Origin of the sequence: Methylomonas sp. 11b (genome assembly GCF_000515215.1) — a bacterium.
Taxonomy (GTDB): domain Bacteria; phylum Pseudomonadota; class Gammaproteobacteria; order Methylococcales; family Methylomonadaceae; genus Methylomonas.
The window spans coordinates 2293021-2317179 of sequence record NZ_KI911557.1 but is presented as its reverse complement, the minus strand read 5'-3'; the positions used below and the strand labels follow the sequence as shown (position 1 = coordinate 2317179).

Genomic DNA, 24159 nt, shown 5'->3' with positions numbered 1-24159 from the left:
CTGATGATTGCCGTAGGCGAAAAGTAACATCGCAAATATTCGCCAGGCAAGCATTTTATTCGAAACACGTCGAAAAATTGTTCTTTGCTGAAATTTATTACACTTGGCAACCGCTGCTTGAATAGTGCTAACTAGAAAAACGAGAGTGTTCGATCAGAAAGCCGACTAAAATAGGCGCGTCGCTAGCTTGCTTGCTTGAATACTTGGCAGGCTGCTCTTCATAATTAGAATAAACATACTAAGTACTTTTGAAAAACAACGCTGCTACTTATTCGGTCGGAATCGACCTAGGCACGACCCATACCGTGGTCGCCTACTCCGACATCCACGATCCTGCGAAAGCAATTCACTTGTTCGAGATTCCTCAGCTGATCGCGCCAGGGGAGGTGAATGCCAAGCCGTTATTACCATCGGTCCGTTACCATCCTGCGCCTGGCGAAATCACCGTCGAGGACGGATTTTTGACTCAGGAAAATGGCGCTGTGCTGGGTGAAGCGGCGCGCTTATTGGGTGCCAAGTCGCAGGGCCGTTTGGTTACCAGCGCCAAGAGTTGGTTGTCGCACACCGCCGTCGATCACAGTGCGGCTATTTTGCCTTGGGGGAGCGACGAATCAGTATTTAAAGTCTCGCCGCTGGAAGCCAGTGCTAGTTATTTGCGACATGTCTGTTCCGTTTGGGAGCAGCGTTTTCCCTCTGCGCCACTTGCTCTGCAGGAAGTTGTGATTACGGTGCCGGCATCCTTCGACGAGTCCGCGCGATCCTTGACCCTGGAAGCTGCAAAGATGGCCGGTTTGAACGGCGTCAGGTTGCTAGAAGAGCCGCAAGCAGTTTGTTACGACTGGCTGCGCCGGCATGCCGGTACCATCAAATTCAGTCTGGCCGGTAGCCGGTTATTGCTGGTCTGCGATGTCGGCGGCGGTACTACCGATTTGACCTTGATCAAGATTGAGCAGGGTCTAGATGAGCCGCGGCTGACGCGCATAGGTGTCGGCGATCACTTGATGTTGGGTGGCGACAATATTGATCTGGCTCTGGCGCATTTAGCGGAAAGCCGCTTGCGAGCGGGGGATAAAAAACTCTCTACCGCCGATTTATCGCAATTGCTGGAGCAATGTCGGATCGCCAAGGAATTGCTGTTGGCTGACGATGCACCGGAGCACGTTGCTGTAACCTTATTGGGCGGCGGTTCCAGGTTGATTGGCGGCACTAAAAGCACCACGCTAAGCAAAGAGGAGGTTAAGCAAATTGCCTTGGATGGCTTTTTGCCCCTATCCGGCTTGCAAGAACTGCCGGATAGGAAACGTAGCGGCGTAGTGGAGTTTGGTTTGCCCTACGCGGCGGAGCCGGCTATCAGTAAGCATATTGCTGCCTTTTTGCAGTTGCATGCGCAAGCGGCACAAACTGCGTTGGGTAGCACGGGCGCTGAGCAGCAAATAGTTCCCGATGCATTATTGCTGAACGGCGGCGTGTTTCGTAGCTCGGCCATGGTGCAACGTCTAATCGATTTATTAGCTGGGTGGCGTGGCGGGCAAGCGCCATTATTGCTGGAAAATAGTCATCCGGAATTGGCGGTGGCTTACGGCGCGGTCAGTTATGCTGTTGCCCGCCGCGAGAAGAAGTTGAAAATCGGCGGCGGTGCGGCGCGTAGTTATTTTCTGCTTGTTGATGCCACGGTCAAAACTGGTGACGGTAAGCAAGGCGGTCGTGGTGTTTGTATCCTGCCAAAAGGTAGCGAAGAAGGTCATGAGATTTTGTTAAGTGATCGGCAATTCGCTCTCCGAGTGGGACAACCGGTACGGTTTCATTTGTTGTCCAGCAGCGGAGACGGTACTTACCAGCCAGGCGAAATAGTCGAACTCGATGACGAGCGGTTTCACAGTCTGCCGCCGCTGGCAGTGGCATTCGAAGGCCAGCTGAAAACCGAAATTGCGGTGCAATTGCTGGCAACATATACCGAAGTCGGTACTTTGCAATTGCAGTGCGTGGCGGTGGCAGACTCCAACCAGCGTTGGGATGTAGAGTTTCAAATTCGCAAAAAAAACCAGACATCCATCAATGCCGAATTACCGAGTCAATTGCCACAAGCGCTGGAGAAAGTCCAGGCCGTATTCGGTGCCAAATCCAAACAAGTCGACCCGCAGGCGGTAAAAACCTTACGCGCCGAGCTTGAAAAAGTTCTCGCCGCGCCGCGCGGCGACTGGCAAACCCCGTTGTTGCGCGAGTTGTTTACGGCCTTATTGGCAGGCAGTAAATATCGGCGGCGGAGCGAACAGCACGAACGCCTCTGGTTAAGTCTGGCCGGCTTTTGCTTGCGCCCAGGCTTTGGTTATCCGCTCGACGATTGGCGGGTAGAGCAACTCTGGAAGCTGTATTCGGAAGGGCTGCAATTCGTTAACGAAAAGCAAAACTGGGCCGAGTGGTGGACTTTATGGCGGCGCGTTGCCGGCGGGTTAGCCGCAGATGCCCAGCAACGTATCTTTAACGACATCGCCAAATTCATCAATCCGGCTGCCGCGCGCCAGCCGGGTGTCGGCAAGCAACTGGCGACACGAGGTTACGAAGATATGGTGCGACTGGCGGCGGCACTAGAGCGGTTGAACCTTGTCGATAAAATTCAATTGGGCAATTGGCTGTTAAAGCGCCTGGAAAAAGCTGGAGAGCCTGAACAGAGTTGGTGGGCGGTCGGACGTATCGGTGGGCGGATTCTGTTTCACGGCAACAATCATCAGGTAATTCCAGCGGAGACTGCCGAAATCTGGCTGCAACAGCTATTGAAAGCTGATTGGAAAAAGCTAACCCAAGCCGGCTTTGCCGCCACCTTGTTGGCTAGACGCTGCGACGACCGGGCTCGGGATATCGACGATAGCCTGCGAGCGCAGGTGATCGACAAGCTAAAACAAGCTAAATCCCCTGTGTCGTGGATAGACATGGTTGCCGAATTCAAACAACTGGATGAACAACAGGAAAAGCAAGTCTTCGGCGAAGCGCTGCCGCCGGGCTTGAAACTAATTGTTTAATGCTAAGCTTTGTGATGCCGATATAACAATCAACAGCGGCACGTTACCTGAACCGGTTATTGGCATAGAAATCGCTTTATCCGGTTAAAAAGCGGTTTTTCACTCTGAAAGCACATTAAACGACAAAAACATGGCAGACAAATACGGCATAGACAGTCATAAACTGGTGTATCACCCGCAACGGGTGGCGCAATGGTTGGATGGCAGGCACGATTGGCAGCAAGCGAAAGCCGTATATCCTATCTACATGGAGGTGTCGCCGGTAGGTGCATGCAATCATCGCTGCACGTTTTGCGCGGTGGATTACATAGGCTATAAAGCGCAGCGGCTGGATGTCAAAATTTTGGCGGAGCGTTTGACAGAGATGGGCAAGCTCGGCGTAAAAAGCATCATGTATGCCGGCGAGGGCGAGCCGATGTTGCATAAGGAGATTAACGAAATCGTCAAATGGACTTTTGATGCCGGTATCGACGTGTCGTTCACCACCAACGGCACGTTGATGAATCAACGTTTTGTCGAGCAATCCTTGCCGCTGGTATCATGGATCAAGGTGTCGCTGAATGCTGGCAGTGCCGAAAATTATGCAGCCATTCATCAAACCAAGGCGTCCGATTTTGACTTGGTGCTGAATAATCTGCGCCGTGCGGTCGAACATAAAAAAGCCCAGCAACTGTCCTGCGCTCTAGGCGCACAAATTTTATTGTTGCCGGAAAATCAGCATGAAGTAACCACGCTGGCAAAAATCTGCCGCGATGTCGGTTTGGATTATCTGGTCGTCAAACCTTACTCCCAACATCTATTCAGCGAAACCCGCCGCTACGAAAGCCTGCGTTACGACAATCTGCTGGGCATGGCCGAGGAACTGGCCCAATTCAACGGCGACGGCTTTAACGTGGTATTTCGCGAACAGACCATGAAGAACTACAGCCAATCGGAAACCGAGCGTTACAAAACCTGCCACGCCACGCCTTATTTTTGGGGCTATATCATGGCTGACGGCGAAGTCTATGGCTGCAGTGCCTATCTCACCGATCAACGCTTTGCTTACGGCAATATCCATCAGCAGTCTTTCCAAGCCATCTGGGAAGGCGAGAAACGCCGGCAGAACTGGCAGTACATCACCCAGGACTTGGATATTAGCCAATGCCGTAAAAACTGTCGGATGGAGTCGGTTAATCAATATTTGGACAAACTCACGGCCAACCAGCCGGCCCATATCAACTTTATCTAGGACGAACGCATGAAAGTATTGGTTACCGGCGGTGCGGGATTCATCGGCAGTCATTTGAGCCGGGAGTTATGGCAAAAAGGCCATCAGGTCAGCGTGATCGACAGTCTGGTTGGCGGCCGCAAAGAAACCATCGCTGATTTGCTCGGCCAGGAGCGTTTTGAGTTTCATCAGGCCGATATTCGCGACGCCGAAACCATCGCACCTTTGTTCGCAGGCATTGACTGGGTTTTTCACTTGGCCGGTCTAGCCGACATCGTACCCTCCATCGAGCAGCCGCGCGCCTATTACGAGACCAATGTCAGCGGTACATTCAATGTATTGGAAGCGGCCCGCGCCGCCGGTATCAAGCGATTTGTCTACGCGGCGTCGTCATCCTGCTACGGCATCCCAGATCAGTTTCCCACGCCGGAATCTGCACCCGTTCAGCCACAGTATCCTTACGCGTTGACCAAATATCTGGGTGAGGAACTAGTGATGCACTGGGCACAACTCTACGACTTGCCTGCTGTGTCGCTGCGCTTATTCAACGTTTACGGCCCGCATGCCCGCACCACTGGCGCTTATGGCGCGGTGTTCGGGGTGTTTCTGGCGCAAAAGATTAACGGTAAACCCTTTACCGTGGTTGGCGACGGCACCCAGACCCGCGACTTTACCTATGTCACCGATGTGGCCAAAGCCTTTATCGCCGCAGCGGAATCGGAACTTTGTGGCGAGATCATGAATGTCGGTAGCGGCGGCACCTACAGTGTCAATCAACTGGTGGGATTATTGGGCGGTGCGATCGAATACATTCCCAAGCGGCCCGGCGAGCCCGATTGCACCTTTGCCGATACCCGTAAAATCCAAGCAAAACTCGGCTGGAAGCCGCAAGTTAGTTTCGAGCAGGGTGTGGCCAATATGTTGGCGCACATCGATTACTGGCAAAACGCGCCACTGTGGACTTCGGCTTCTATCGCTGACGCTACTGCGGGCTGGTTTAAGTACCTGGACAAATAGGGAGAAGCCCATGGCTATCGGACAAGCGGCAGCGGATTTTGCGACTTTGCTGAACAGCAGCGTATTTACAGACGCGCAGGGCCAAACCCTGGACGGCGAATCGGTGATACAGCAATTGCTTGCCGAGTTTGCCAGAGTCCGCGACCAGCAGGCTAAGATCATGGTGCTGGGCAACGGTGGCAGCGCGGCGATTGCCAGTCATGTGATTACCGACTTGCGGAATGTTGGCGGCTTGTGCGCCTTGACCTTACACGAAGCCGCGCCCTTGACGTGTTTTACTAACGACTTCGGTTACGAGCAGGCCTTTGCCAAACAAATTACCGCGTTTGCGAATCCGGACGATTTATTGATCGCAATCAGCAGTTCCGGCCAATCCTTGAATATCGTCAACGCGGTACAAGCTGCCAACGCCAAAGGCTTGCCGGTCATGACGCTAAGTGGCTTTAAGTCCGACAATCCGCTCCGTAAACTGGGGCGCTGGAATTGCTGGCTGAACAGCAGTCATTACGGCATGGTCGAGTTGGGGCATCTGTTCGTGTTGCACCATATTACCGATCATCTGCTCAGGAAATAAGCTCATGTCCACGGAAAAAATTGTCTCCATCGAACAACTGGCAAAACGTGCCGCCGAGTTGAAAGGCCAAGGCAAATCGGTGGCTTTATGTCACGGCACCTTCGATTTATTGCATATCGGCCATATTCGCCACCTGCAAAGTGGCGCGCGGCAGGCTGATGCCTTGCTGGTGAGTGTTACTGCCGACGAATACGTTAATAAGGGTCCTGGGCGGCCGGTGTTCAACCAATATTTGCGTGCGGAAAACATAGCGGCACTGGCTTGCGTCGATAGTGTGGCGATCAACCATGCGATTACCGCCGTGGAAGTATTGGATCAGGTGAAGCCTGATTTATATGTGAAGGGTAGCGATTACAAAAGTACCAGCGACGATCTGACCGGCAATATCCAGCACGAAAAAGACGCTGTGGAACGGCACGGCGGCAAGATTTACTTTACCGATGAATTGACGTCCAGTTCGACACGCTTATTGAACGAATATTTTGAGGTGTTTTCCCCGGAAATCTCCGCGTACCTGGATCAATTCAAGGAAACTGTCGGCGCCAACGAGATTATCGATAAACTCAAGGCCTTGAGCGGATTGAACGTATTGGTGGTGGGCGAAGCGATAGTCGACGAATACCATTACACCTCGCCCCTGGGGCAGACCGGCAAGGGCAATGTGTTTTCGGTGAAATACAACGACTACGAACGCTTTGCCGGTGGCGCGATAGCGGTGGCGAATCACGTCGCGGAATTTGCCCACAACGTCACTTTGCTGTCGGGTTTGGGCGCCACCAAAAGTCACGAAGATTTCATCCGTACCAATCTGAACCCGGCGATTGATCCGGTGTTCTTCTTCAGTCAGGATCGGCCGACGATCGTGAAGCGACGTTATGTCGATGCCGACATCGCTAAGTTATTTGAAGTGTATTTTTATAACGATGCGCCCTTGCCGGAGGAAACCAATCGCAAGATCGTGGCTTGGCTGGAAAAGCATTTGCGCGATTACGATGTGGTGATCGTGCCGGATTTTGGTAATGGCTTCATCTCCAATCAAATGGTCGCGGCCTTGTCCAAAGGCGCTAAATATTTGGCGGTGAACGCGCAGGTCAATAGTGGCAATCGGGGTTATCACTTAATCACGCGTTATCCGAACGCGGATTTCTTGTCGTTAAACGAACCGGAATTACGATTGGCGAGCCACGATAGAGGTGGTGTCATCGAGGAATTGGCCGGCCAGTTGGCCGACAAATTAAGCGCCAACCATATCGCCATCACCCGCGGTACTAAAGGCGCGTTAATGCTGGATCAAGCTAAAACGGCATACAAGATTCCCGCTTTGTCGTCCAAAGTGGTGGATCGGATCGGTGCCGGTGATGCTTTTCTGTCCGTGGCGGGTTTATGTTTGGGCGGAGGGCTGTCGCCGGAGCAAGCCTTGTTTGCCGGCAGCGCCGCCGCCGCGCTGGATGTGCAAATTGTCTGTAACCGCGAACCGGTGCGGGCAGTGGCTTTATTTAAATACATTACCACTTTGTTGAAATGACAGTTATGAGTCCCGCATCGGCCGATCTGAAGCACCTTTATTATCAAATGCTGCGCATCCGCCGGGCTGAGGAAGCGATTGCTCGGCGCTATGCGGAGCAGCAAATGCGTTGTCCCACCCATCTTTGTATCGGCGAAGAAGCGATTGCGGTGGGGGTTTCCGCGCATTTGACGGTGCAAGACAAGGTGTTCAGCAATCATCGCGGCCATGGCCACTATTTGGCCAAAGGCGGCGATCTGCCGCGCCTGTTGGCGGAGTTGTATGGCTTTGCCGAAGGCTGCTGTGGTGGTCGGGGCGGCTCCATGCATCTGACCGACCTGGAAGCCGGTTTTGTCGCTTCCACGCCCATCGTCGGCGGCACGGTGCCATTAGCCGCCGGTTATGCTTGGGCTGAGAAGATCAAACAAAAAGCAGTTGAGGGACATCGCAACGTGGTGGTGATTTTCTTCGGCGATGGTTGCTTCGAAGAAGGGGTGATGCACGAAACCTTGAATTTTGCGGTGTTAAAACAACTGCCGTTGCTATTTATCTGCGAGAACAATCAATATTCGGTGATGACGGCGCTAGCAGAGCGCCAACCCAAGCGCGATATTTACCCGATTGCCGCTGCCCACGGTTTAACCGCAGTCAACGGTGACGGCAATCGGGTCGATGAGGTCTATGAACTGGCGCGCGTAGCTGTTGCCAATGCTCGAAATGGCTTAGGTCCGCAGTTCTTGGAATTGCATACCCATCGCTGGCCGGAACACTGCGGACCTAACGAAGATGACGACTTGGGTTATCGCAGCCCCGGCGAGTTGGCAGAATGGAAATTGCGTTGTCCCTTGTTGCAAACCCGGCAGATGTTACTCGCAAAGCAATTGAGCAATGACACCGAACTAGCACAGATGGAAACCCAGTTGGCCGAAGAAATCGAGCAAGCGTTCGAGTGGGCCTTGCAAGGTACGCGTCCGACTATCGATAGCATGGGGCAGCATTTGTATGCGTGACTTAAAGATGATGACTTATGGCGAGGCGATCCGCGAAGCGTTGGACGATGCTTTGGCCCAGTTTCCGGACATGTTATTAATCGGCGAAGGCGTACCAGATCCAAAAACCATCTTTGGCACCACCCAGGGCTTAAGGGAAAAGTACGGCGCCGAGCGAGTGCTGGATATGCCGCTGGCTGAGAACGGCATGACCGGCATCTGCATCGGCGCGGCGCTGGCCGGCATGCGGCCGGTGCTGGTGCATCAACGTATCGATTTTGCCTTGCTGTCGGTTGATCAATTGGTCAATAACGCCGCGAAGTGGCATTACATGTTTGACGGTCAACAAAAAGTACCCTTGGTGATTCGCGTGATCATCGGCCGCGGCTGGGGGCAGGGACCGCAGCATTCCCAAAGTCTGCAAGCTATGTTCGCGCAAGTGCCGGGCTTGAAAGTGGTGATGCCGACCACCGCCGGCGATGCCTACCACTTTATGTTGGCGGCAATTGCCGATAACAATCCGGTGCTGTTTATCGAACATCGCTGGTTGCACCATATCATTGGCGAGGTGGATAAACAGGCGCCGGCGGCTGGCTTGGACGGCGCGGCGGTAATGCGCGAAGGCCGGGATGTGACGTTGGCGGCGTTCTCGCACATGAGTATTGAAGCCTTGAAGGCGGCAACGACACTGGCCGAACACGGCATTGATGCCGAAGTATTGGATATGCGTTGCGTCAGTGCGTTGGACATAGAGAGTGTTGCCGCATCGCTGGCTAAAACCGGCGGTAAATTGTTAATAGCGGATTGCGCGCCGGAAATGGCGTCGAGCGGCCATCAGTTGCTATCTAAGCTCGTGTTGGCGCACGGGGATAGCCTGAAGCAAGCGCCGCGTTTGATTGTTTATCCTAATCACCCGGTACCGACCTCGCATTATGTCGCGAACCACTATTATCCGGGAGCCGAGCAGATCGCCAGTGCCGTCCTGGAAATGCTAGGTCGATCAGAATTAACAGCCTCGGTAATCGGCGCTTTGCAGTCCGATTTGCCCAAAGATCAACCCGACCGCAGCTTCGTCGGCCCGTTTTAACGAAAAAGAGCATCAGACCATGGCAAAAATTGAACAAACCAATCGCTTCGGCAACAGCGCCGTGACCGATATACCCGACAACGTGCCCATGTTCAGCCAACCCGGACATAAACTGCGCACGTCCAATAACATCGTGGACCGTAGCGCCTTGTCGAGCGACTATCAGGTGATCGACACCAGCCAGTTGGCTAAATTGCCAGGCCAGAAATTACAAAGCATTTCCCACGACGATCAAGAAGGCATCATTCGTCTGGAAGCGGGCAGTGAGCATGAACAACACGTTCCCAACCAGTTCACCGGTCCCAGTTTCCGCACCCAGCGAGAACGGTTTCGTTTTGACGGTCACAAAATGATGCACCATTTAGACAGAGTGCAGGCTTGGCAAAACGGCCAACGTTTTGCGCCGGTGCATATCGATATGGGGTTGACCAAGTTTTGCAATACCGCCTGCCTGTATTGCTACGCCGTGGTACAGAACATGACCAAGGGCACCATGATTGGCCGGGATGCTTTGCTGAATTTTGTGCGCGATTGCGGCAAATTAGGGGTGCGCTCGTTAGGATTTATCGGCGATGGCGAACCGACGCTGAATCCGACCCTCTACGATGCCACCGTGCTGGCCGGCGAACTGGGCATAGACACCGCGATGGCCACCAATGGTTTGTTATTGGATATGGATCGGGCTCACGACTTACTGAAAAACATGAGTTACATCCGCTTCAATCTATCCGCCGGTACCCCGGAAGGTTTTCGGCGGGTGCATCAATCCAAAGAAGTCAATTTTCATTTGCTGATCGACAAGATCCGCGAACTGGTGAAAATCAAGAAAGAAAACAATTACAAATGCACGCTGGGCTTGCAGATGGTGCTAATCCCGGAATGTTTTGACGAAGTGTTGGCCGAGGCCAAACTGGGCGCCGAATTGGGTGTCGATTATTTCGTGATCAAGCATTGTTCAGATTCAGAATACAAGGAAATCGGTATAGATTACGACGCCTATCTAAAAATCGGCGATACCCTGAAACAAGCCGAGGCGCTGAGTAATGACACCTACGTGGTTCAAGCCAAATGGAACAAGATCAATGCGGCCGGTGAAACCAATCTTTATAAGGACGGCTACCGCAAATACGACCAATGTTTCGGCACGCCGTTCTTATTGCAGATTTCCGGTAACGGCAAAATTTATCCTTGTGGACCGTTTTTCAATAAAGAGCGCTTTTACATCGGTGATCTACATACCGACTCTTTTTACGATTTGGTAGCTACCAGCGAACGCTACTGGCAGGTACATAAAGACGTCGCCGAGTCGGTGGATGTGCATAAAGATTGCGCCATCGGTTGCCGGCAGGATTATGTGAACAAGTTTCTGTGGGATTTAAAAAATCCGCCTGAACATATCAATTTTATTTGATCGACCCGGACGCTCTGATGACCTCGGTGTTGGCAGATATATTTTTTCTGGATATCCAGGATGCTTATGCTGAGGCGGCCAAGCAACAATGGCTGCGCGATGTCAATGGTGTTGAGCGCCTGCAATATTGCTATTACGACGGCTTGCTCACCGACATCGTACTACCGAATTTTATTCAGGTCCCCGCCGACAAGTTTGTCGAATTTTTTTCGCACAACCAATTACCGATACCCCAACTCATCGCGATTTCTGAAGACGGTGTCGTGCATTTTAATGACATGCCGGCGGATGTGATTGAGGAAATCTCGCAGTATCGCAGTCAATATAGGGTGCCGGACTATGTACATTTCGATACCTATTTTATAGATCCGCTGCAGGCGCTGAATGCGGCAAAGCAGCGCAATCGGGTGGCTTGCGATCATCCGACCATAGATGGCTTGCAGGTTTGTTATTACCGGGGCGAGTTACCCTCGCATGGTTTTGAGAATCTGATCCATCTGGAACTACCGGATTTGCAGGATTTTTTTATTCGTTCGCGCATGCGGTTCCCGGAGAATTTAGAGATTCCGGAAGAGTTGGACGAGGACGTTAAAGCCGAGCTCAAACAAGATATTGCCGCCGTCCGTAGTGCGGTCGAACGTCAGCGTCGGATCTTGCTTCAGCAGCTATTGAACAAAGCCAAAATCTTAAAACCGCGCTTAGTCGGCAATAAACCGCCCAGGATATTCATTCCTACCAGCCGTTTGACTACGGTCATGCAATACAGCTCGCGGGGTGTAGCCAAGGCTTTTGCAGATCTGGGTTGGGATGTGCTGCTTTACGTTCAAGACAATGAAATGGAAGGCAGCAATATGGTGGATATGCTGGAAAAATATATCAGCTTCGATCCGCATGCCTGTTTTTATGTCAACAGTTTGAACAATAGCTTCATGCACGATGACATCGTCAATCTAGTCTGGTGGCAAGATTTGATGCCGCAGCTGAAGAATCGGCAACCACTAAAATGGCGAGCCCGGGATTTCAATTTGTCGATTTCGCCCTTGTTCGACCGCTATCTGGAGCAATGCGGGGCATCGAAAGTGGAACGTCTACATTTCGTGATCGACGACGAGATATTCCATGGCGACCAGCAAACCGCCCGGACAGACAGAATTGTGTTTGTCGGCAGTTCCTATCTGCCGGTGATAGATCCGGAAAACACTCAGCATAAACTAGCGTTGGCTGCACTACTTGCGGTTATGGAGCAGGGTGGCCGCTTTGACGAAGCGACGGTTACCCAAATAGCCGCAGCCAGTTCTTTAAGCTATGAGTTCGTATTCTGGAAGCTGCTGCATTACGTAATCCGCGACCATGCCGTGAAATGGTTATGCGCCGCACAGGGATGTGCCGGTTTGCCGGTGGATATCTATGGCCGCTATTGGGATCAGGACCCCGAGGTGGCGGCGTATTATCGTGGCGAATTGCAGCATGGCGTGGCGGTGGCGGATGTTTATCGTGCGGCCCGCTATGCCTTGGTTTGCCATCCCTTCGAAATCAACTCCCAACGCCTTGCTGAAGTAGCCGCCTGCGGCTGTATTCCGCTGGTATACGATTGCCGGGACGTCGCCGAGCCGCCGCATTGGGACGAGTATTGCCTGTTCTTCAAAACTGCCGAAGAATTGCAAAACATCCTACTTCAGCGCTTGCAGCCGGCCAAGCCGCCGGAAGGCTTGGCCCAACAGTTTACCTATAAGGCCGCTGTCCGGCGTCTAATCGATTTAACCGATTTACGCGCGTTGACTAATGGTGAACATACCAAAACACCGGAGCCGGAACCGGTAGCAGTTTTGCCCGCACTCTGTGGCGAGAACGTATTGCTAATCAGTAGCTTGGAGTCTGCGCGGCAAACCTGTCTTACCAATTTGCAAAATAATCTGCTATGCCTGGCCCAATACCGCCCCGCGTTAGGCCAAGCCTTATTGGCCGCCTGGCCGCGGCAGCAGATAGCCATCACGGTCGATCAAGCTATTGCCGGCGAATACTGGCGGATTTCGGTGGAGAGGGATGGCAAAGAAAGCTATCGGCTCGACAATATTGCATTGCTCGAGCATAAAGGCTTGATCGAGAATAACATTGCCGAGATGACCCGCGAAAATACCTGTTGCTATGCTTTGGTGGGCTTGGGTTCTGGTTACGAGTTGTTGGCAACATTTAACGCGACCGCTCTACCGATCACCGAGATGGCAGAATTTGAAGTACCCGTTTATCTGCTCGAATCCAAGCCGGAAATATGGCTATTGAATCTGCTATTGCATGATTTACGGCCTCTATTGCTTGTCCCGCGCTTACGCATTTATCACGATGAACATGTTGAGGCCGATTTATTTGTCGAGTTTTCGAAATTCGAAGCCGCTGTACCTGACGTGTTGTTCAATCTCGATCCTCAAGCGCAGATTGCGGCACAGCGAGTTTATCAATTATCTATGCTAGCCAAGCAAGATAAAGCCGAGCGGCATCTTGTAAATTTGCAGCAAATTGCCGATTACTATCGCGGTATAACCGCAGATGAGTGGCGACGGAAATTTAGTCCGGAACATGCCGGCCAATTGCGCGTACTGGGGTATATCTCGCGTTTCTCCAGTTTTCTCAAATACTGTATGCGCGACTGGCTGGACGGCTTCGAGCGCTTGGGTGCGACGATCCGCTTTTGTAGCGAAACTGAAAATTATTACTTAAGCAATATCGAGCATTTAATAGACGAGATCAATTGTTTCAAGCCGGACATTATCCTGACCATAGATCATTTTCGGCATGAGTTTGCTGGCATTCCCGAGTCCGTGCCATTTGTAAACTGGATACAGGATATGTTGCCCAATATCACCGGTAACACACTGCCGATGACTAAAATGGATTTTACCTTCGTGTTTTCTCAACATTGGCTGGCAATGAACGGTGGATCTTTATACAAAGATTTTCCGGTTGAGTATTTGCCTGTGGGATTCAACGATCATTATTATCATCCCGAGCAGAGCAACGTTTTCGAATACGACTTTCTGGTGATCAGTCATTTGGTTGATGCGGAACGGACGTTTCTAGCGTTTGAAAACGTTCCCTCCGAAGTTTGGCGTTTCGATCATCATGAAGTTGCGCTATTGGATCAGGGAAAATTCGAGCGTGCCGAGTTAGTCGACATCTACCGCTGCGTAATCGCTTATTTGCAAGGATTGTCGGCCAACCAGTTTCATCAACTCAGGGTAGATAGTCAAAGTGACGGCTTTGCCGCCATTGTGGCGTTGTTGAAAAGCCAAGGTATTTTGGTGGACGCTGCGGCAGTGAATTTATTGTTGGCCGGAAGCGCTACTCGGTTTCATTTTGACTATTTGCTGAGAATGAAGACGGCACCGATTGCCGCCTTGATCGATGCCGATTTGAATATTAAATTGGCGCTCTATGGCAGAAATTGGGACAGATTTGACCGATTTTTGCCTTATGCCAAAGGTATTGCCGACAACGGCGAATTTATTAACCACCTAATGAATTGCTCGAAAATCTGTTTCAACGGCAGTCCTGGAACGACGCTACATATGCATGCTTTGGAAATTATGGCGTCTGGCGCCTTCATGCTGTCCAGGACCATCTACAAAGATGGCGCGCCACTAGCCGATTACTATGACGAGCATGAAGTGGCCTATTACAACGATGAAGCCGATCTCGTCGAGAAGGTTAAGTATTATCTAGCCAACGGCGAAATACGCGGGAAAATGGCCGAGCGAGCTTATCAAAAAACTATCGGGTTATTTTCTTATCAGGCTATTTCCGGGCGGGTTTTGGATTCTATATGTAATAGATTCGGTGGTAATTAGCTTGTTGGTGTATTTCAGGATAGCGGAGTAATGGTATGTTGATGAGTGGTCAAGAGTTTGGCGAGTTATTGGGGGTGAAACCCTTGCCAAACTTACATCTGGAAATATCGTTGGGCTGCAATATCAGTTGTGCCATGTGTACTTTTCACGATAATTTGAAAAAATTCCGAGTGATGTCCGCTGCTCAAGTTAAAAATTTGAAATCGGGTTTCGATTATTTCGGTCAAGTTCATATTGGCGACGGTAGTGAGCCGTATATCAATCCGGATTTATTCGAAATCGTCCGCTATTTAAGCGATATGGGTACCAAAGTTTCGGTGCAGACTAATGCCAAGTTAATTAGGACCGCTGCCGATGCCGAGCAATTGGTTAAATCCGGATTGATGCTGTTGTCGCTTTCGGTCGACGGCGTCAACGACGCTACGGTGCGTAAAATCCGCGGCGGCCTGGGGTTTAGTGAAATTTCCCGGGCTATAGATTTAATCAACGAGGCGAAATTGCGTTTGAATTCAAGCACTCCGCACTTGGCTAGTAACGCGGTTGCCATGCGCTGTAATTTGGATGAACTGCCGGACCTGGCGAGCTATCTGCTTGATAACGGTTTTTGCTCATTTCGCATTGGTTTTTTGGAGTTGCGGCAACCTAATAACGACTTGGTCGGAGAGCTGCTGATTTACGATATTCCGAAGGCGATAGAGACTGTGGCGCGGGTCAGAAAATTTGTGGAGTGCCATCCAAAAGCCATGCATTTTGATGACAGTATTTTTCAAGTCGGCGTCGGTTTGTTACGGCGCGAACAATGCACCGGATATCAGGATAGATTATACGTCAACCATGCCGGCGATCTTTGGACCTGCTATGGCAAACAGAAATTAGGCAATATATTCCATAACGGCCTGGAAGGGCTGATCGTTTCCGATACTTACGCCACTTATAAGCGCCAAGTGACCGAGCCCGGGAATCCGATTTGTCAGGCCTGCACTTTTTGCCAGATTATGTCCTTGGATAAAGTAACCGATCATTTCGGAAAAAAAGCGCTGGAGTATTATTCTCTTGAGAAAATAGATGAATCCATTAGCTATGCTAACTCAGGCGGTGAAGTGAGAGATTTTTGGCGAGATGCGGCTTTAACCGCTTAAGCTATTTTACAAACATAACAAGAAGCAGACTGGATACTCGTTAAATAAGTCAGATATTACAGGAATGATTAAGCATATTTCTATTTTCATGCCCACCGAGAGTGCGTTTCATCGGCGGCTGTTCGGCTTTATAGGTTTAGCGTTTCAAAAGCAGGGCTTATTAGTCAGCGGGGCTTGCAAATTATTGAACGAGACGGAAATAAGGGACTGGGTCAGGGAGAAAAAACCGTGTGCTATTTTTGAAATGAACCGGGTCAAGGATGAAATTCCGATATTGCACGAGCTGAATATTTTGCATATTTCCTGGGTGGTGGATATGCAGGGTCGATGTGAAAGTGACATTACCGGTAGCGATATTACCTATGCCTTAGATCCAGGATGGTTGGAAAGTTTTAATCCTGGCGGGTATCTGGATTGGATGCCGCCCGGTACCTGTGTTGAAACCTATTTTCCTGAAAATATTGCGAGCGATAGCAATACTGAGTTCAGCTTTATTGGTCATATTCCTCAACCGTGGACGACACAAGAGTTATCGCGGGTTTTGCATCCGGATAATCCGCGCGTCACTTTTGAGATGTTGCTCAAACGATATAGCGAATATATGGATATCAATACCTATTGTGAGCAAACTCACGAGTCCTGTGTCGGTATAATTGATCGGATCGCAAGCGAATTGCTGGGGTATTCGTGCGCGCTGAGTGATGATATTTATTACGATCTACTAATTCGCATAAAACGCATGAGTAATCGTACCGAATTGATCGATTTTGCATTGCGATATTCCGAGTCAATTGCGATTTACGGTAGTCAGAACTGGCGTGTGTGGAGTAAGTACCGGCAGTATTATCGCCGTTTTATAGAGAATCCGTTGGAACTAAACCGGGTTCATCAAAAATCCAATATCAATTTGCACGATGGGATTTCCTTTCATTTTCGCGCCATCGATTGCATGGCCTCGGGCGGATTGTTGATGTGGTATGACTATCGCGATGGCGATAAGTACGATAGCTATAATCCCGGAAGAGCAATTTATACTCGCGGACTTTCCGATTTTTTCACGCCGCAATTTCATTATTACGAGTTTAAATGGCTGGATTTTGACGATGTTTACCAGCAATTGAAAAGTATCCGCTATCAAGGCAGTCAGGCGCAAAAACAAACGCTGGAGCTTATTAAAAATCATCATACTTGGGGTGTCCGCGCCGAGCAGATTCTCGAGCATATTCAAGCGTTGTAGTACGTCCGGACTAGTTATTAATTTTTAAATTGAATCGCGACCGAGTGTTAATAGATTATTCAAAAAAAACTTTACAGGAATATCACGTTAGTGCTGTTCCCTTCGTCGGGCTTCAGCAGGAGTTTGCCGAACGCCGACAATTGCTGACAGCCGCTTTCGAGTCGGTAGGGCATTCCGCCAGCTATATTTTGCGAGATGACGTAAGAGCGTTCGAGACGGCCATCGCCGATAAACTGGCGGTGAAGTTTGCGATAGGTGTCAACAGCGGTACCGACGCATTGTTTTTGGCGTTGAAAGCCTTGGGTATCGGTGTCGGCGACGAAGTGATAACCGTTGCGCATACGTTTGTGGCAACGCTGGCGGCTATTGTGCATTGCGGCGCCAAGCCGGTGCTTATCGATATCGGCCAGGACTTTAACCTCGCGCCCGACGCTTTACAGGCGGCAATTACGCCAGCTACCAAGGCGATCATTCCTGTGCATATGAATGGTCGTTGCTGCGACATGCCGGTTATATTGGCAATAGCCGAACAATATGGGGTGGCAGTGGTTGAAGACGCTGCCCAAGCGCTGGGAGCGCGCATTGATGGTCGGTATGCCGGTAGTTTCGGCAAATTGGGCGCCTTTAGTTTGCATCCGATGAAAAATCTGCATTGTTACGGAGACGGCGGGTTGGTGACCACTAACGATCCGTTACTGGCGGAGAAAATCCGGATGCTGCGCAACCACGGCCAGAATGAAAACAAGGATTTGATGGGATTTGGTTTCAATTCCCGGCTGGATAATCTGCAAGCCGCCTTGTTGAATGTGAATTTGCGGTATTTTGCGGATGATATCGATAGACGCCGACAGATAGCTGCTCGCTACCATGCCGGGCTTAGCGATTGCCGTGGTGTGCATTTACCGGTTTCCTGTCAGTCCAGTGGGTATTTTGATGTGTTCAGCGCTTATCCGGTACTTTGCCGGGACCGGGCTGGATTGATCAGACATTTGCAATCACGGCACATAGAATGCTTCGTTCATTGGCCGCAGCCCTTACACCTAAATCCGCATTTGCGGCTGGCACCGGTTTCTCTGCCCATGACCGAGAGGGTGGCCCGCGAAGTGTTGTCATTGCCGATACATCCATTTCTGGACGATGCGCAATGCGATTATGTGATTGCGTCAGTCCGGGAGTTTGCCGGTGGCTGTTAATTATTTCATTACCGGTATCTGCGGCTTCGTAGGCAGTGAACTGGCTATCGCGTTGGCGAAAGCAGGTTATCGGGTTGCGGGCGTGGACAGAATGATGCCGCATGCCGACACGGCCGGCGAGTTTGCCACGCTAGGTATTCGGTTTCATCATTTGGATTTACTGGACAGGAGTGGCTTGGCGCCGTTACTCACCGATATAGACATTGTGGTGCATGCTGCCGGCGTATCACGGGTTAGTGATGCACGAGCCAACCCGATGGAATGCGTCAACTCCACGGTTCTGGCGACTACTAACTTGATAGAATTACTCGCCGGAGCGGCTCGCAAGCCTTTGATTATCTATCTTAGCACCCGCGAAGTCAGTTACTACGATACGTTGGACGACACTCAGGTCAATGTCGATCACATCTATGCAATATCCAAGAAATCTGCCGAGCAACTGCTGTTGGCTTTTGCCAATAGTTATGAGATGCCTTTAGCGATTTGCCGGCTTTCGGATGTTTACGGTGGAAAGCGCGATCACGTCAACAAGTTGTTGCCGACGTTTGTAAAACGCGCCAAGCAAAATCAGGCGGTAAGAGTGTTGAATAACCAAACCCGCTTTCATTTTACTCACATCCAGGATGTCATCGATTCGATTTTGGATATTGTTATGCTGCTGCAAACATCAGGACATAGGCAGCGGTGTTTCGAATTATGGTCGGATGAGTCTTACACCGCCGAAGAGTTGGCGGCCTTGGTCGTATCCAGTTTTAAGTCCAATTCGCGTATCGATTACGCTGTGCACGGTGTGGTGCAGGATATTGGGCGGATTCGGCTTGAGTCTCGGACCTGGCAGTTCTCACCCAAATTCAGTCTGAAGGACGAATTGAACCGCCTTTCCGAAAGTTATTAGCCGTGCGGCTCTGAAAGGTGTTGTCTTAGCCGGTAACTTAGCCCTGAAAGCCCGTCTACCTGAATGGATTTGCTGCTGCTGTAAGTCGCCAGGTCGGCAAATCTATCCAGCAAAGTATCAATATCGTGCAACGGATAGCGGAAAATGTTTTCCTCGGGGTAATCGCCTTGCAGCGCAGCAAAATTCAAGTCAACTTTTAAGTCATCTGCCAGATCTATGGCGGTACGCATCTCAGCCAAGGTGCTGTTCATCACCACATAGTTCCAACGGACCAGTTTACGGCCGCTCCGATTAGTCGCTTGAGCCGATGCCAAAAAGTGCAATGTCGCCATCACTTGCCGGTAACTCAGCCCTAGCCGTATTTTTTCGAATGTCGATTGCTGAACGCCGTCTATCGACAGCAGAAAAAACACCGGATTGTCATGCTCGGTCAGCGCGGCAATCCGCTCTTCGGTCAGCAGGCTGCCGTTGGTGATCACATATTTGACGAGATCGGGATTGTCGGTCGTGTCGAATTGATGCAGATAATGGAAAAAGCGCTTGCTGCTGAATACCTCGCCGCCTTGCCAACGGAATACTTTGGCTGTTGCTCGCAGTGTTTCCAGTTTTTGCAATATTTCCTCCGAATGCCGCATGTCGCTCATGTGTGGTTGCGGACACATTATGCAGTCGGCATTGCAGCGTAATACCGGCTGGGTGTCCACATAGATTGGCAAGCCGGACAGTATTTGCGCCTTGTTGCTGTAATCGGCGATGACTGTGGCTATATTGCGCTGCAGGTCAGACTCTTCGGTGGGCAGTTCGAAGTCCAAGTTAATCAATTCATTCGCTGGCGGCGGCTCAGCCGGCGCGGATTTGCGGCCACGCAAATAGGGACATTCGATTTCACAGCCGGCGGCTACGTAATCCCCCTCTGCTACCAGTCTTCGAACAGTTTGTGCGGCGTCCGAATTCCACAGTTGTTCAATACTGTGTTGATGAATATTTCCGAACCGGCTACGGTTTTGCGGGCAGCAGGTGACGTGCCCTGCGGCATTGATCCAGAGATCGGCCCAGGGGTGTACGCAATGATGATGCTCGGCGGTTTTTTGCAAATCCGAGAATGTCGCCGGTTTGTTCATTTCATACCATCTTCTGAATAACTCAGAAACAGATTGGGTTGGCTGAATACCCAATCAACAGCACCATGTTCGAGCGCTTTAATGATGTCTTCGGCGCTGTTGACGATGGGGTCTTCGTGTCTATTGAAAGACGTATTCAATAGGCATAACCCACCTGTTTTTTTGTACCAGGCCATCAACAAATCATAAAAAAATGGGTTGGCTTTCCGGGTCACGATTTGTGGTCTGACGGTTTGGTCTACATGAATTGCTGCGGGCGAATTTAATCTGAATTCATCTGTCACTGGAAAACTCAAAGTCATAAATTCAGCGGATAAACAGGTGTTCTGATAATTTTTTAGGCATCGGTCGGCTAAATCTTCCGCTATGCTGGGTGCGAACGGCATGAAATCATCGCGTTGCAAGCGCAGATTGATTTGGGCAGTGATATTCCTATCGCAGGCCGAAGCCAGAATACTTCTATTACCCAAAGCCCGGGGGCCGAATTCGCTGCGACCCGATACGAGGCCAACGATAGCCTGGTTCTGCAGAATGCTTATCAGCTTTTCGATTGCATTGACCTCGACCACTGCGCGAACGCCATGTTTGAGCCAGGTATTGGCATCGGTCGATAATTCGCACTTTGGACCCAGATAGACATGATCAAGCACGGTCCGCGCTTCCGCCTTAGATAACAAATAGTGATAAACGCCGCCTGCACAGATACCACCATCGCTCATGGCTGGATAGACGAATACCTCATCGACACAGTCGAGCTGGCGGATTTTCTGGTTTAATTTGACGTTGGCAAAGACGCCGCCTGCCAAGCAGATTTGCTTCAAGCCGGAGGATTTGACATGTTTTTCGATCAAGCGGCAGACGATATTTTCCAGCTGTTGCTGCGCGGCGGCGGCCAAATCGTCGCGTTTGAAGCGCGCTGCCTGTTCGGTCAATGCCGCAGAATAATTGCTGAAAAACGGCGTGTAGAGTTCGCCGAAAGCCGGACAAATTACCTCATCCTCCAAACGAATGATCTGCCCGATAAAGTCTTGCGCGGCTTGTGGATCGCCTAAAGCGGCCAAGCCGGTGACTTTGCCCTCATGGCGATTGGCGCTGAAGCCGCACAAATGGGTGATACGCCCGTAAAAATAACCCAGGCTGCGCCAACTGGGGCTGACATAGAGCTCTTCGATACCGTTGCTGCGGTCGGCGCGGCTAATGGTCAGCGATTTAAAGTCGCCGCGGCCGTCGGCGGTAATCACGAGCGCCTGGACAAATGGCGACGGTGCAAAAGCCGCTGCCTGATGGGATTGGTGGTGGCTGCAATTGTAAATCGGCGTATCCGGAAACAGGTCGCGGATTGCCGCGAAAAATGCCCGACGTTTGGTTTTGTCGATTTGCCGCTCGGTTTCGACGCGTTGCCTGATTATTGAACGAGTGGTTTCGTCTGAAATGGTTTCCGCTGACAGTAAGCTGTCGATATAGGCTTGTTCGGCATCGCTATCAATAAAGTCTTGACTGAAGCCGTAACAGATCAAGTCAATATCGCTGCACGTCAAGCCACTTTCTTGCTGGATCCAGGCTATTGAGCGCGCGGGGAAACTATCGTCAAATTTTTTGCGAGTTAAACGTTCTTCACTCACTGCCAGTACTATTCGACCATTCTGAAACAGGCAAACGCCGCTTTCGCTGCCGGAGGTAATGCCCAGTATATTCATTGATTAAGCCAGTCGCGGAAATAGGTTAACGAGGCGTGTAATTGCTCGATACGCCAATCCGCCAGGTTGGGATTGGGTGTGGCATCGGCGATTTGCCCGCGATAGGCATCGACGCCACTGTGTGTTCTGACCAAAAAATATAATGCTACGAGTACGGTGGCCGCGTCGCGCTTGGGGTAATGGCTAAGGCTTGCCATAAGATCGGTCAATTTGCCGGCCAGATCAGCGATTTGTGGTGAGGCTATAGCGTTCTCGGTGTGGGCTTGGCCGGTTGCGATCACCCCGTTGCTTAGGTTGAAGGCGGCAGGGTGGTCTATATGCCATTTCACGCGAAAGTTTTCGTCTTGGTCCGAGAAGTCGAAGTCAAATGCCGGTGCCGAACAGTGCCACTGTAACTGTAGTCGTTCAGCATCGGCGACGAATTGCTGTGGCCGAAATGCTAGCCATTGTGGGGTTAGCAGGTCATCAATTAAGTCACCGACAAACTGATTGTCCATTGCATAGGGATGTAACAGCCGGTAAGCGCGTAGCAGCTGTTCGGGTGTCAATCTGCCGACGCTGGCGGTCCTTAACATCGCCACCAGCCAGCGACTCCAGGTTCCGGCGCGGTAAACCCTGAATAAAATGTCGCTGTTTGCGGCCATGTTCGGCAATAGTTTACCTAGAAAGCCTTCGCGATCGGCTAGGTGATGATAAACCCCGGCGACGAAGGCCAGATCAATATCGTGCGCGGACCCCAACGAGTGGCTGATATCAGCTTGTTCACTAATAATATTTTTTATGCCGTTTTCAGCGACGTACCGATTTAGAAAATCGACATGTTTGGAATTGATGTCCAGGTGGTAAACCTGCCGGCAACCCAACTCCTGGAAGACGATGGCCTGCCAGCCGGAACCAATATCGAGTATGGTTTTATCGCGGAGTTGTTCTATTGATATCCCGAATTTGGCCAGTTCGGCGCAAATTCTGCGTCGATACTTTTGCAAGGTTTGCTGCGGATCGGCGTGGATATGGCTGTGTACATGTTCGGCGTAAAACTCGGTCATAGCCAACTGTGCCGGTAGTTCGGGATCAGACCACATGGTAATAGTCCTTGATGATCTTGGCGGCGCGCTGAGTCCAGGTATGTTTGGCCTGGATTTGTTCGGCGGCGTTAGTGACGATTATTTGTCGAGCCTGTGCGTCGTGCAGGTATCTTTCGGCGTGTTCGGCAAAATCGTGTTCCGAAAACGGCACGTAATGCACGAAAGGTTCGAAGATTTCCAGGATGCCGCCCTCCGCTTTATCGTCCGGTGTCCGCTTAACGAACATCACGCCTCCGGCCGACATGGCATCAAATACCCGAAAATGCGGCCCAACACCTTCGTGCAGATTCAATTTGGTGGACTGATAAATCTGCTTTAGCTCATGACTGTGATCGACAAAATGGTGATAGTGCGGGCGGTATTGCGGCCAGTCCATCCAATTTTCCGAGCCGTAAATCCTCACTGACGCCGAGTTTTCCAGGACTAGCGACATCAACTGATGACGATTTCGTAGTCTGATCATGCGACAGCCCAGATCGTAACGCAGCCTTTGGTCGGCGATCTCCACCGCATGGCCGTAACGTTCTTCGATCAATTGGTAGGCAGAATTAAGATAGGTTACGTTTTCAAAGTTTTCGAAACTTATGTTTTGCCAATAATCGATCAGTTCGTCGTGCAGCCTGCCGAAGTTGATGGGTTCTTGCTGATGTCGGCAAATTTCTCGCGACAACTCTTCCTCGGTCCAGGGTTTGGGAATATGGCCGACAAACGAAAAATCCGAGAGCGGTTGTTGCGGCTGAAAGTTATAGCTAATTTCACATGTGCCAGGCGGTAACCAGTCAACCAAGCCGCCGTCAGCCGTAAACGCGCGCTTCCAATTGCCGCCGAAAAAATAGGTTATATCGCTGCCATGGTAGTAATCTACGGTATGGCCCAGGGTGTCGACAATCCAGGCGATATGCTTGATGTGGGCCGGCAGATTGGGTAAGGCACTGCGGGCACGGTTCATTTCAAAGATCAGATCGGGTTTGAACTGATGGCAAAATTCCAGCAGACAGGGTTCGTCATAATGGCTGACGGAGGCAAATACCTCCACGTCGTGTTGTTCCAGGCCTCTTTTTAAACCGAATAGTAAAGATAAGTAGAATGTGTTGGCGCGAGGCATGAATATTGCCGCGCGTAAGCGTCGCGAAGTCATAAT

Annotated in this window: 17 protein-coding genes; 13 read left to right on the top strand and 4 right to left on the bottom strand. The window is 50.9% G+C overall.

Annotation, left to right across the window (positions count from 1 at the left end; translation table 11 throughout):
- The first annotated feature begins 248 nt into the window (after positions 1-248).
- From METH11B_RS0111120 to METH11B_RS0111060, 13 genes are all read left to right on the top strand, one after another.
- A complete protein-coding gene (locus METH11B_RS0111120; RefSeq protein WP_026602104.1) occupies positions 249-3017 on the top strand; it encodes an Hsp70 family protein in 2769 nt (922 codons plus the stop codon).
- 130 nt (positions 3018-3147) lie between these two features.
- On the top strand, positions 3148-4248 hold the full coding sequence (locus METH11B_RS0111115; protein ID WP_026602103.1) for a radical SAM protein: 1101 nt from the start codon (positions 3148-3150) through the stop codon (positions 4246-4248).
- A 9-nt stretch (positions 4249-4257) separates the two neighbouring features.
- Complete coding sequence (locus METH11B_RS0111110; RefSeq protein WP_026602102.1) at positions 4258-5244, top strand: SDR family oxidoreductase; 987 nt, start codon at positions 4258-4260, stop codon at positions 5242-5244.
- Positions 5245-5254: 10 nt separating this feature from the next.
- Positions 5255-5818, top strand: a complete 564-nt coding sequence (locus METH11B_RS0111105; protein ID WP_026602101.1) for an SIS domain-containing protein — start codon at positions 5255-5257, stop codon at positions 5816-5818.
- 4 nt (positions 5819-5822) lie between these two features.
- Positions 5823-7343 (top strand): PfkB family carbohydrate kinase, encoded by a 1521-nt coding sequence (locus METH11B_RS0111100; RefSeq protein WP_026602100.1) that lies wholly within the window; start codon positions 5823-5825, stop codon positions 7341-7343.
- 5 nt (positions 7344-7348) lie between these two features.
- A complete protein-coding gene (locus METH11B_RS0111095; protein ID WP_036275868.1) occupies positions 7349-8332 on the top strand; it encodes a thiamine pyrophosphate-dependent dehydrogenase E1 component subunit alpha in 984 nt (327 codons plus the stop codon).
- Entirely contained in the window at positions 8325-9398 is a 1074-nt protein-coding gene (locus tag METH11B_RS0111090) for an alpha-ketoacid dehydrogenase subunit beta (RefSeq protein ID WP_026602098.1), read from the top strand. Before METH11B_RS0111095 ends, METH11B_RS0111090 begins: the two co-directional genes overlap by 8 nt.
- 19 nt (positions 9399-9417) lie before the next feature.
- Complete coding sequence (locus METH11B_RS26680) at positions 9418-10809, top strand: radical SAM protein (RefSeq protein ID WP_026602097.1); 1392 nt, start codon at positions 9418-9420, stop codon at positions 10807-10809.
- A 17-nt stretch (positions 10810-10826) separates the two neighbouring features.
- A complete protein-coding gene (locus METH11B_RS0111080; RefSeq protein ID WP_026602096.1) occupies positions 10827-14651 on the top strand; it encodes a glycosyltransferase family protein in 3825 nt (1274 codons plus the stop codon).
- A gap of 35 nt (positions 14652-14686) precedes the next feature.
- Complete coding sequence (locus METH11B_RS0111075; RefSeq protein ID WP_026602095.1) at positions 14687-15790, top strand: radical SAM protein; 1104 nt, start codon at positions 14687-14689, stop codon at positions 15788-15790.
- A 64-nt stretch (positions 15791-15854) separates the two neighbouring features.
- Positions 15855-17027 (top strand): glycosyltransferase, encoded by a 1173-nt coding sequence (locus METH11B_RS0111070; protein WP_026602094.1) that lies wholly within the window; start codon positions 15855-15857, stop codon positions 17025-17027.
- Positions 17028-17071: 44 nt separating this feature from the next.
- Positions 17072-18220 carry a DegT/DnrJ/EryC1/StrS family aminotransferase gene (locus METH11B_RS0111065; RefSeq protein WP_026602093.1) on the top strand — a complete coding sequence of 383 codons (1149 nt, stop codon included), beginning with the start codon at positions 17072-17074 and terminating at the stop codon, positions 18218-18220.
- Entirely contained in the window at positions 18210-19115 is a 906-nt protein-coding gene (locus METH11B_RS0111060) for an NAD-dependent epimerase/dehydratase family protein (protein ID WP_026602092.1), read from the top strand. Before METH11B_RS0111065 ends, METH11B_RS0111060 begins: the two co-directional genes overlap by 11 nt.
- Here the strand turns inward: METH11B_RS0111060 and METH11B_RS0111055 are convergent.
- The 4 genes from METH11B_RS0111055 to METH11B_RS0111040 are packed head-to-tail and all read right to left on the bottom strand — an operon-like array spanning position 19112 to position 24123.
- Positions 19112-20236, bottom strand: a complete 1125-nt coding sequence (locus tag METH11B_RS0111055; protein WP_026602091.1) for a radical SAM/SPASM domain-containing protein — start codon at positions 20234-20236, stop codon at positions 19112-19114. The two genes, METH11B_RS0111060 and METH11B_RS0111055, sit on opposite strands and share 4 nt — an antisense overlap.
- Positions 20233-21933: a carbamoyltransferase C-terminal domain-containing protein gene (locus tag METH11B_RS0111050; protein WP_026602090.1), complete on the bottom strand. Its 1701-nt coding sequence runs from the start codon at positions 21931-21933 to the stop codon at positions 20233-20235. Before METH11B_RS0111050 ends, METH11B_RS0111055 begins: the two co-directional genes overlap by 4 nt.
- Positions 21930-23015, bottom strand: coding sequence for a class I SAM-dependent methyltransferase (locus METH11B_RS0111045; protein WP_026602089.1), 1086 nt, complete (start codon positions 23013-23015; stop codon positions 21930-21932). The genes METH11B_RS0111050 and METH11B_RS0111045 overlap by 4 nt, the downstream gene beginning before the upstream one ends.
- On the bottom strand, positions 23005-24123 hold the full coding sequence (locus METH11B_RS0111040) for a glycosyltransferase (protein ID WP_026602088.1): 1119 nt from the start codon (positions 24121-24123) through the stop codon (positions 23005-23007). The genes METH11B_RS0111045 and METH11B_RS0111040 overlap by 11 nt, the downstream gene beginning before the upstream one ends.
- Positions 24124-24159: the final 36 nt, after the last annotated feature.

What these genes read in the sequence shown, in the direction of transcription:
- METH11B_RS0111115 (WP_026602103.1), top strand. Translation starts at nt 3,148, where the DNA reads ATGGCAGACAAATACGGCATAGACAGTCATAAACTGGTGTATCACCCG.
- METH11B_RS0111110 (WP_026602102.1), top strand. Translation starts at nt 4,258, where the DNA reads ATGAAAGTATTGGTTACCGGCGGTGCGGGATTCATCGGCAGTCATTTG.
- METH11B_RS0111105 (WP_026602101.1), top strand. Translation starts at nt 5,255, where the DNA reads ATGGCTATCGGACAAGCGGCAGCGGATTTTGCGACTTTGCTGAACAGC.
- METH11B_RS0111100 (WP_026602100.1), top strand. Translation starts at nt 5,823, where the DNA reads ATGTCCACGGAAAAAATTGTCTCCATCGAACAACTGGCAAAACGTGCC.
- METH11B_RS0111095 (WP_036275868.1), top strand. Translation starts at nt 7,349, where the DNA reads ATGAGTCCCGCATCGGCCGATCTGAAGCACCTTTATTATCAAATGCTG.
- METH11B_RS0111090 (WP_026602098.1), top strand. Translation starts at nt 8,325, where the DNA reads ATGCGTGACTTAAAGATGATGACTTATGGCGAGGCGATCCGCGAAGCG.
- METH11B_RS26680 (WP_026602097.1), top strand. Translation starts at nt 9,418, where the DNA reads ATGGCAAAAATTGAACAAACCAATCGCTTCGGCAACAGCGCCGTGACC.
- METH11B_RS0111080 (WP_026602096.1), top strand. Translation starts at nt 10,827, where the DNA reads ATGACCTCGGTGTTGGCAGATATATTTTTTCTGGATATCCAGGATGCT.
- METH11B_RS0111075 (WP_026602095.1), top strand. Translation starts at nt 14,687, where the DNA reads ATGTTGATGAGTGGTCAAGAGTTTGGCGAGTTATTGGGGGTGAAACCC.
- METH11B_RS0111070 (WP_026602094.1), top strand. Translation starts at nt 15,855, where the DNA reads ATGATTAAGCATATTTCTATTTTCATGCCCACCGAGAGTGCGTTTCAT.
- METH11B_RS0111055 (WP_026602091.1), bottom strand. Translation starts at nt 20,236, where the DNA reads ATGAACAAACCGGCGACATTCTCGGATTTGCAAAAAACCGCCGAGCAT.
- METH11B_RS0111050 (WP_026602090.1), bottom strand. Translation starts at nt 21,933, where the DNA reads ATGAATATACTGGGCATTACCTCCGGCAGCGAAAGCGGCGTTTGCCTG.
- METH11B_RS0111045 (WP_026602089.1), bottom strand. Translation starts at nt 23,015, where the DNA reads ATGTGGTCTGATCCCGAACTACCGGCACAGTTGGCTATGACCGAGTTT.
- METH11B_RS0111040 (WP_026602088.1), bottom strand. Translation starts at nt 24,123, where the DNA reads ATGCCTCGCGCCAACACATTCTACTTATCTTTACTATTCGGTTTAAAA.